The sequence below is a fragment of the Bartonella sp. OC16QHHD genome (assembly GCF_042194035.1).
In the GTDB taxonomy this organism is placed as follows: Bacteria; Pseudomonadota; Alphaproteobacteria; order Rhizobiales; family Rhizobiaceae; genus Bartonella.
Map to the genome: position 1 here is coordinate 1 of NZ_JBHIMJ010000008.1, position 10,191 is coordinate 10,191.

The following is a 10,191-nucleotide window of genomic DNA, read 5'->3' on the forward strand; positions in this document are numbered from 1 at the left end:
ACTAATTGCATCAAGATTCCAAGCCATCACAAGGGTATCAGCCGGTGTTTTTGCTGAAGCTTGTTGTGCAACCATCGCCAATGCCATAAGAGCAGAAACAAGAGAGTTGCTACTTTTCAATATTGTTTTCTTCAAGTTCATAAACTTTTCCCTTTATTTATTTTTATCAATTAATGACGCTGAAATAATATAGCAAATTTATAATTATAACATTGAATAAATACGTTCTAATCGCCTATATTTCTAATCACCTACACAGAGTCATCTACTTGATAAATTCATTGACTTACGTCTCAATAAACCATAGCGAACATGCAATATATGTTTTGCTAACCAGTATTACATTCTTTTCATAATCTCTTTGCATATGATAATGCACTATATCAGTTCCCTATTAATCATCAATAAGCCTTGTCGCCCAAAAAAATAGTGAGCTTAAAAAAAATCATTACGCAAAAATTTATGAATTCATTATTTTATTCCTTTAGGCGACATTTAAAATAAAATATGCAAACTTTAAAAATAGTCATCCCCCTCAAACACTCAGCTTCAAGATGCGGCGCATCTTTACTACATGACCAAGACGGCACTGAAACAGCAGAAAGACATAAGAAAATATCTTTTCTAAAACGCTACCCCCCACAAAAATCTGCTTAATCTTTTGAAACCTAAGTGTCAAAAGTTTTACGTTTTTACCAACAAAACCAAACGCGTTAACAAAGATAAAGGAAAAATGAGAAGAATCATTCCTTCCACGCTTTATCTTTTGAGAAATAAAGCTTACAATAAAAGAATATACACTAAAATGCATCCCCCCCATTGATAAAAACAAAATTTATTAGACACTCCCCCCCCAAAGACATAACGAATATAAAACCTTCTAAACTTTAGTGTGCATCATTGCTTTACCACTATAAAAATAGAACAGAAAGCAACATACCGCAACAAAACTCTCGTTTCCAGCGGAAACATACAGAGATTCAACGAAGCAATGCAGTGAATACCAATCTGTCTGAGCTTAAGTATCCTCCCAAAACTGGAGCTCACACGCAGCAAAATTCCTCTCTAGTGAAAGAAAGTTATCAGATAATAAAACCTAACACAAGCAGCTTGAGTCATTTAACTTCAATTTTTCATCGCTGCATTTCATTTTATATTGCCTAGGTAAGCATTGGGCAATCGACCTACATATAAATAAACCAACAGTCATACAAGCAAAGTAAAACAATGCAACAACAGCACCCCATCTAAAAACGACTTTGCATTCGTCAATAAACATGAATAAAATATTCATTAATTATAACGGTCATGTCACTAACGGAAATAAAAACACCTCTTCTGAACCATTACAAATGCTAAAGACTGTTGACAACATTGAGAGCTAGTAAATGTGTGATGGTGCCGATCTTCTCCTTCATAAGCGTAAAGATGGAGTGCACGATGGATTTACTGTCATAGCATTCATGAGCTGCGTCGCAAAACGGGCTTTGGTGTAACTAGATGTTTCTTTAAAACATACAAGACATTACCATTATCTCACTTCAGATACATAACAGTTAAGATATCACTCCTTTTTGCGTCTGTTTTTTCATCCTCAAAATTATACCTTTATCGTTTTTAGTGCCAACAACAATAGAAAATCATTAATATTGTATAGTTTGTATATTTCAATTATCTTATACAGCGGAATTGTATAATTTATACATTTATTAAATAATTCAATTATTATCCTATTAATCATTACTCTTACAAAAGAAAGTTTGCCAATTTATCGACAAAAACATCCTTCAAGATGATCATTAACAATTCCTACGGACTGCATAAAAGCATAACAAATTGTGGGGCCAACGAATGTCCAACCACGTTTCTTCAAGTCTTGAGAAAGACGAAAAGAAGCAGGCGTCATAGGGTTAGCTAACAGTGTTTGAAAATCTATTTTTTCATAACGCTCCGATTGTGGTGGTTGAAAAGACCAAAAATAGTGGGACAAACTCCCCCACTCTGTTATAATTTCTTGTGCTCTCAATGCATTATTAAGCACTGATTGAATTTTTCCTTGATGGCGAACAATGTCTTTATTCTGCATTAACATTTGCACCTTTAGCCCATCATAATGAGCAATCTTTTCAAAGTCAAAGTGATCAAATGCAACGCGAAAAAAAGAGCGTTTTTTTAAAATTGTAAACCAAGAAAGCCCCGCTTGGAAACCTTCAAGACAAATTTTCTCAAACAAACGAATATCCTCAAAAACAGGCTTTCCCCATTCGGTATCATGATAAGCACAATAAAGTGGATCCGTTCCAGCCCATGCGCAACGAACTTTTCCATCCACTCCCTTAAGAAGACCTTCCGCAAGCATGGCATTAACCGTATTAAAAGAGAGTTCCTTGATCATCGCTTGGCGACTTTATCTGCTTGTGTTTTGACCGTTTAGAAAAAACAGGTTCTTGTGTTGCAACACTGATATCTCCATCAAAAAAGCGTAAATTTATTTGCCCTGTTTCAGGAAACTGAACCAACCGTTTAATAGGCTTATGATCTTTCCCCAAAGCCAAAACAAAACCACGCTCCAAAATATTCTGATATGAAGTGCTTCTTAAAAGCCTAGATACTACCTCTAACCCAGCACGTTGTTTTTCCACACTACGCACAAAAGCACGCTGAAGACGTGCCGTATATTCCTTTGTATTGCGTTGTGCTTTTTCACTATTTAACAAACGCGGTGAAAGACGCACACCAAGTGCATGAAAAGAAAAACGTTTTTTATCGTAGCTTACACAAAGAGCACGCTGCAATCGACTTGAAGTTTCATCCAAACCACGCCGTGGTAGAGCAAAAAGTTGATCGGCAGTCGGAAGAGCTCGTAGAGTAGCACGCAATTTTTGTCGATAAAAATCCAAATAACGCGCGAGTCCCTTGCGCAAACGTGCATCAAGCGATGCCACCAGCACCTCGAGATCAAGCTTAACAGGAACAGCCCGTTCTGCTGCGGCGGTAGGAGTTGGAGCGCGCCAATCAGCCACATAATCAATCAAGGTCCAGTCCGTTTCATGCCCAACAGCAGAAATAACAGGAAGAGAAGATTCATAAACAGCACGAACAACAGCTTCGTCATTAAACCCCCACAAATCTTCTAAACTTCCCCCTCCCCGTGCAACAATAATAAGATCAGGTTTTGGAATAAGTCCACCTGGACCAAGAGCATTAAAACCTTCAACAGCAACAGCCACTTCCCTCCCACTTGTTTCCCCCTGAACACGTACAGGCCAAACCAAAATATGCAACGGAAAACGATCGGATATACGATGAATAATGTCACGAATAACAGCACCTGTTGGTGATGTTACAACGCCTAAAATTCGAGGCATATAAGGCAAAGGTTTTTTCTTTTCTTCATCAAACAAGCCTTCTTCTAAAAACTTTTTCTTACGATTTTCAAGAAGTGTCATCAAAGCACCAACCCCCGTTGGTTCAAGAGCCTCAATGACAATTTGATATTTCGATGACCCTGGATAAGTTGTAAGTTTACCAACAGCAACTACTTCCATCCCTTCTTCAGGAGGGAATTTGAGCTTTTCCATAACTCCACGCCAAATAACAGCTTCCAACCGTGCCTTATCATCTTTTAAAGCAAAATAAGCATGTCCCGAAGCATGAGTACCACGGTACCCTGATATCTCCCCACGCACCCGTACATAACCAAACTTTTCTTCAACAACACGCTTTAGAGCCCCTGCTATTTCGGAAACAGTGAATTCTGCCACATTTGTTACACCTGTTTTTTCACTAAACAAACTTACCATTTTTCAATTCTTTACGCCCGTTTCTGTGAATCTTTTTGAAACAACACATCTTTAAACTTTTGATTTATAGCTTCATCAAAATACCCATAACACCGGCTAGAATAGCTTATATTTTTAATTTCAAATCGATTATCAGGGTTGTAAAAAAAACTTGAAGCCGTTGTATGGGGATGTCTAGAGTCATTATTTCATCTGAAAATTGTATCAATAGAAGTTAAAATATTCAATCCTAACATCCACACAAACGCATCTTTCATAAGAATTCCTGAAATAAAATTCTCGATACAACATAGTAATCCATTCCCGATAAAATTCAACGTATTGCAAAGTGTTAAAGAGCTTTGCAATACATCAAATATATCATGATCATGTTTTTTATATTTTATAAACTTGATACCTTCTTATTTTTCAATTGCACTATAAAAAATACGTGGTGCACTATTCCACACCCATTTTTTTACATCAGGTGTCATAGCAATAATATTATATGTCTGATAGATAAACGCATAAGGTCCTTTTTGCATTAATTCACGCTGTAAATCAGCATACATTTGTGCCCGTTTCTGTGGATCTTTTTGAAACAGAGCTGCCTGAACCTTCTTATTCATATCTTCATCCAAATAGCCGTGGCACCAACTAGGATAGCCTGTATTTTTAGCCTCGAACCGATTATCAGGATTTGAAATAAAACGTGAAGCCATTGTATGAGGATCCGCAGAAGAATTATTCCATCCTATAAAAATTGTATCAAAGCTACGTGCATAAAGTTTGGAAAACAACTGTGTACCGATAAAATGTTCAATCTTAAAGTGCACACCTATCTTTTTTGCATTATCCTGGATAGACTGAGCAATAGGCAAAGCAAAAGGATAAGGAGATTTTCCTGCAAAAATATTGGCCTCAAAACCATCTGGATAACCCGCTTCTATTAAAAGCTGCTTGGCTTTTTCAAGATCAAGTTTAAAGGGTTGCCCTTCTTTTTCATCCAAAGCCCCAAAATTACCAAGAGGAATAAAGCTTGCCCGTGGAATGCCAACATCTTTAAGAAGAGTCTTTCCCAGAGTGTCATAATCGATCAAATAACGCATTGCCAAACGCACCTTTTCATTGGCAAAAATAGGATTCGTTGTATTGAACCCCCATACTATCAGGGATGGAACTAACACTTTTTCAATTTTAATATCTGTTGTTTTTTGGAGATCTGCTATATTCTCTGGCGTTAAATTACGTGCCACATCAATATCGTGTTTTTCCAACAACAAACGTTGTGTTCCAGGCTCAGCAATATGACGAATTAAGATCTTCTTCAATTTGGGTGCCTCTCCCCAATAAATGGTACTTGCACGCAACAAAATCCCTTCTCCAGGACGCCAACTTTCTAACTGATAAGGACCAACACAAGCAGCGTGACTTGCCAAATAGCGATTTCCCATATCACCATCTTGTTCGTGTTTCATAAGTGTCTCACGATCAAGCAGAGCAACAGTACGATTCCTAGAAATATTGCTCAGAATAAGTTCTGCTGGATAAGGTTTATCAAATTTCATCACCACTGTTTTCTCATCGGGGGCTTGAAAAGCCTTATCAACATTTTGTTCTGTGATACCATATTCATTAAAAGTTGCCGCATTAGATAGCTTCAATTTGACAACCCGCCTCATTCCCCAAACAAGATCATGAGCACCAGCAAACCGACCATCATTAAACTTCAAATCATCGCGCAAATGAAAAGTAATCACCGTACTCTGATCATCGCTTACAACATCCCAACTCTTTGCCAAAGAAGGAACGATTTTAACTCCATCATTTTTAGCAGAATCAACCAAATTATCACAAACATTGATAACAATTTCAGCTCCATACCGGTCATTGAGCTGCGCAGGATCAAAATTACTGATCGCATCAAGATCCCAAGCCATCACGAGGGTATCAGCAGGTGTTTTTGCTGAAACTTGCTGCACAAACATCCCAAAAGTAATAAAAGCAGAAATAAAACAACTGCTCCTTTTAAATATCTTTCTTTTTAAATTCATAGACTTATCTCTTTAAAGTTTGTTGTATAAATTTTCCTTGCAACAGTAACGTGCAAAAATAAAAAAAATCAGGCTTTTAAAGCACACCTCCTAAAGATAAAATATCAAACCCTTTAAACAGCAGGAGCAACCCCTTGAGCAATATTGGTAAACTAAAGCAAAAGAGACAACGAAAAATGATCTGATAAACAATGAATAATACCACAAATGACAGCGCCTGTTGGTGATGTCACAGCACCAATAACTTTGATCATACAAGCCAAAGATTTTTTTATCGCATCAAACAGGACTTCTGCTTTAAAAGTCTTTTTGCTATTTTCTCAAAAGAGTTCTCAGAGAACCAACTTCAGTTGCTTTAAAAGCTCACTCATCCTTCGATATTTTGACAATTCTCATAAGTATAGTTTCTAACCATAGCCATTCCACTCCTTCCTCACAAGGACATTTGGACTTTCCAGGACTCATACTAAAGGGCAGTCTCAGCATCTCATCATTTTTTAAGGAAAAGCGGTATAATTTGAAGCACCAGCTCCACAATAATCCCATATTCCCCCAACGCACCTGCATATAACTAACTTTTTTCTCAATAGCACATTTTAAGGTCCCTCACTTTTTCTACAAAATACTAAATTCTGCTCATATTCAGTATGCCCATTTCTTTAACCGGCAAATTTATTATTTTTTTCTTCACTTAAGATTGAAATCTACAATCTTAATATCTATGTATAATTATTCTATAAAAATGCATAGTCCCTCTCTAAAGAAGAGTATCTTCGAGTTACTCTATAATGCACTTTACCGATAAACTTCGATATTTTGCAAAGCTTTAAACTCTATGCAAAACACCGAAGTTATTATCATCACATTCACTGTTGTATATTACAACATTTTAAACGTGCTTATTTTTCAATGGCATTATAAAAAATACGTGGTGCACTATTCCACACCCATTTTTTAACATCAGGTGTCATAGCAATAATACTATATGTCTGATAGATAAACGCATAAGGTCCTTTTTGCATAAAATCACGCTGTAAATCGGCGTACATTTGTGCCCGTTTCTGTGGATCTTTTTGAAACAGAGCTGCCTGAACCTTCTTATTCATATCTTCATCCAAATAGCCGTGGCACCAACTAGGATAGCCTGTGTTTTTAGCCTCAAACCGATTATCCGGATTATAAACGAGACGTGAAGCCATTGTATAAGGATCTGCAGAATCGTTATTCCATCCCATAAAAATTGTATCAAAGCTACGTGCATAAAGTTTGGAAAACAACTGTGTCCCTACAAAATGTTCAATCTTAAAGTGCACACCTATTTTTTTTGCATTGTCCTGGATAGACTGTGCAATAGGTAAAGCAAAAGGATAAGGAGATTTCCCTGCAAAAATATTGGCTTTAAAACCATTTGGATAACCTGCTTCTGTTAAAAGCTGCTTGGCTTTTTCAAGATCAAGTTTAAAGGGTTGCCCTTCTTTTTCATCCAAAGCTCCAAGATTACCAATGGGAATAAAGCTTGCCCGTGGAATACCAACATCTTTAAGAAGAGTCTTTCCCAGAGTGTCATAATCGATCAGATAGCGCATTGCCAAACGCACCTTTTCATTGGCAAAAATAGGATTTGTCGTATTGAACCCCCACATTATCACAGATGGAGCTAACACTTTTTCAATCTTAATATCTGTTGTTACTTGGAGATCTGTTATATCTTCAGGCATCAAATTACGTGCCACATCAATATCGTGTTTTTCCAACAACAAACGTTGTGTTCCAGGCTCAGCAATATGACGAATGAGAATCTGCTTCAATTTTGCTTCCTCTCCCCAATGATAGGAACTTGCACGCAACAAAATCGCCTCTCCAGAACGCCAGTTGACTAATTGATAAGGACCAACACAAGCAGCGTGACTTGCCAAATAGCGATTTCCCATATCACCATCTTGTTCGTGTTTCATAAGTGTCTCACGATCAAGTAAAGCAGCAACACGAGTAGTAAGAATATGGCCAAGGATGATCTCTGCTGGATAAAGCTTATCAAATTTCATCACCACTGTTTTCTCATCGGGGGCTTGAAGAGTAGAATCAATATTTTGTTCTGTAATTCCATATTCGTTAAATATAGCTGCTGCAGACAACTTCAATTTAACAACCCGCTTCATCCCCCAAACAAGATCATGAGCACCAGCAGGCCGACCATCATTAAACTTCAAATCATCACGCAAATGAAAAGTAATAACTGTACCCCCACCCTCATTTGAAACATCCCAACTCTTTGCCAAAGAAGGCGCTATTTTAGCTGCATCATCTGTAGCGGAATCGATTAAGTTATCACAAATATTAGCAATAATTTCATTGCCATAACGTTCATTGATCTGCGCAGGATCAAAAGTCTCAATTGAATCAAGATTCAAAGCCATTACAAGGGTATCAGTAGGTGTTTTTGCTGAAACTTGTTGCACAAACATCCCCATTGCAAGAACAACAGAAACAAAAGAACTGCTCTTTTTCAATATTTTTCTTTTCACGTTCATAGAATTTTCCTTTTAACGTTATTGTATAAATTCCCCATGCAGCAAAACGTGCTTAATAATTAAGTTTAGACAAACTATAGGCTTCTAAAAACCAAGTTTTAAAATCTTTAAGAACAAGCACCTCTTGCCAATGGCTCCTCCTGCCTACACTTATAAGCCAAACCAAAACATACAAAGAAAAACACTCTGATATACAATGAACGCTCACCAACAATAGAGCTTATTCACGATATCATAACGCCTACTATTGAAGACTATAAAAGCAATATTTTTTCTCTATCTTGTTAAGCAAGCTTATCTCTTATTTTTTCCGGTGTTTTGTATATCATCAAAGCACTACCCCTTTCGGCTCAAGTGCCTTAATAACAAAGAGCCTTCATAATAATTTGACGATTTGATAAAACAGGAAAATTCGTTAGTTTGCCAAATGCAACGACTTTTATTCCTTCTTCAAAAGGAAATTTAATTTTTTCATCACTCCCCATAAAACAGCACCCTTCAATTGGCATCTCATCATCTTTCCAAGCAAAAGAAAATATAAACGCCATAAAAAACTGATATCCCTTGTTTACCCACCCATAACAAAACTTTCCTTCAACATCGCAAACCCTTTGCACCTTTAGCACTACTAAATTCCACAACATTTGTTACACTTCGTTTCTTTATGTTATACTCAGTTTTTTAACAAATAAATTGACCACTTTCTAATTCAGAGAAATTGAAATATTCAATCTTAGTATCCACATAAATACACCTCTAATGAGAATGAAAAATATCTTTAAACGAATGTCTTGAAAAGACATTCAACAATATATCACGCATTACCTATGATCTTCGACGCATTGCAAAGCTTAAAATTTATACAATACGCCGAAATATATCATGACGATGCCCTTTATCTATTGAACAGCATTGAAGACACTCTTATTTTTCAATTTTACTATAAAAAATATGTGGCGCACTATTCCAAACCCACTTTTTGATATCAGGCGTCATCGCGATAACAGTATATTTCTGAAAGATAAACGCATAAGGTCCTTTTTGCATCAATTCACGTTGTAAATCAGCATAGAGTTGTGCCCGTTTTTGTGGATCTTTTTGAAACAATGCATCCTGAACCTTTTGATTCATCGTTTCATCCAAATACCCATATTGCCAACTAGGATAGGCGGTGTTTTTTGCCTCAAGCCGATTATCTGGATTATAAACAAGACGTGAAGCCATGGTATGAGGATCCGCAGAATCGTTATTCCATCCGACAAAAATCGTATCAAAAGCCCGTGCATAAAGTTTAGAAAACAACTGTGTACCGGCCATCCGTTCAATTTTAAGACGCACCCCCGCCTTTGCGGCACTATCTTGGAGTGACTGAGCAAGTAACACCCTATAAGGAGCATTTGATACGAGAAAATTTGCCTCAAATCCATTCGGATAACCAGCTTCTGCTAAAAGCTGCTTGGCTTTTGCAATATCAAATGTAAAGGGTTGCCCTTCTTTTTCATCTAAAGCCCCAAAGTTTCCAAGAGGAACAAAACTGGCCCGTGGAACACCAACACCTTTGAGAAGCTTCTTGCCAAGACCTTCATAATCTATGAGATAACGCATCGCCAAACGTACTTTTTCCTTAGCAAAAATAGGATTTGTCATATTAAATCCCCAGTACATCATGGATGGCTCTAACACTTCTTCGATTTTAACATCTGTTGTTTTTTGCAGATCTGCAAGATCTTCAGGGGTCAAATCACGAGCAACATCAATATCATGTTTTTGCAACAACAAACGTTGTGTTCCGGGCTCTGCAACATGGCGAATTAAAATCTGCTT

Annotated in this window: 6 protein-coding genes and 1 pseudogene; all 7 read right to left on the minus strand. The window is 37.1% G+C overall.

Annotated features, from left to right (window positions below):
- Nucleotides 1-1,768 precede the first annotated feature (1,768 nt).
- Complete coding sequence (locus ACFIK1_RS01260) at nucleotides 1,769-2,395, minus strand: DNA-3-methyladenine glycosylase I (RefSeq protein WP_375661899.1); 627 nt, start codon at nucleotides 2,393-2,395, stop codon at nucleotides 1,769-1,771.
- A complete protein-coding gene (gene xseA / locus ACFIK1_RS01265; RefSeq protein WP_375661900.1) occupies nucleotides 2,373-3,803 on the minus strand; it encodes an exodeoxyribonuclease VII large subunit in 1,431 nt (476 codons plus the stop codon). Before xseA ends, ACFIK1_RS01260 begins: the two co-directional genes overlap by 23 nt.
- 14 nt (nucleotides 3,804-3,817) lie before the next feature.
- Nucleotides 3,818-3,991: pseudogene (locus tag ACFIK1_RS09935) on the minus strand (ABC transporter substrate-binding protein); the annotation flags it as partial.
- 213 nt (nucleotides 3,992-4,204) lie between these two features.
- A complete protein-coding gene (locus tag ACFIK1_RS01270) occupies nucleotides 4,205-5,836 on the minus strand; it encodes an ABC transporter substrate-binding protein (RefSeq protein WP_375633885.1) in 1,632 nt (543 codons plus the stop codon).
- Nucleotides 5,837-6,735: 899 nt separating this feature from the next.
- The gene (locus tag ACFIK1_RS01275; RefSeq protein ID WP_375634812.1) at nucleotides 6,736-8,367 is read right to left on the minus strand and encodes an ABC transporter substrate-binding protein; all 1,632 of its coding nucleotides are present in this window, start codon (nucleotides 8,365-8,367) and stop codon (nucleotides 6,736-6,738) included.
- A 359-nt stretch (nucleotides 8,368-8,726) separates the two neighbouring features.
- Entirely contained in the window at nucleotides 8,727-8,915 is a 189-nt protein-coding gene (locus ACFIK1_RS01280) for a hypothetical protein (RefSeq protein ID WP_375633886.1), read from the minus strand.
- A 376-nt stretch (nucleotides 8,916-9,291) separates the two neighbouring features.
- A partial coding sequence (locus tag ACFIK1_RS01285; RefSeq protein ID WP_375633888.1) for an ABC transporter substrate-binding protein occupies nucleotides 9,292-10,191 on the minus strand: 900 nt, incomplete at its 5' end.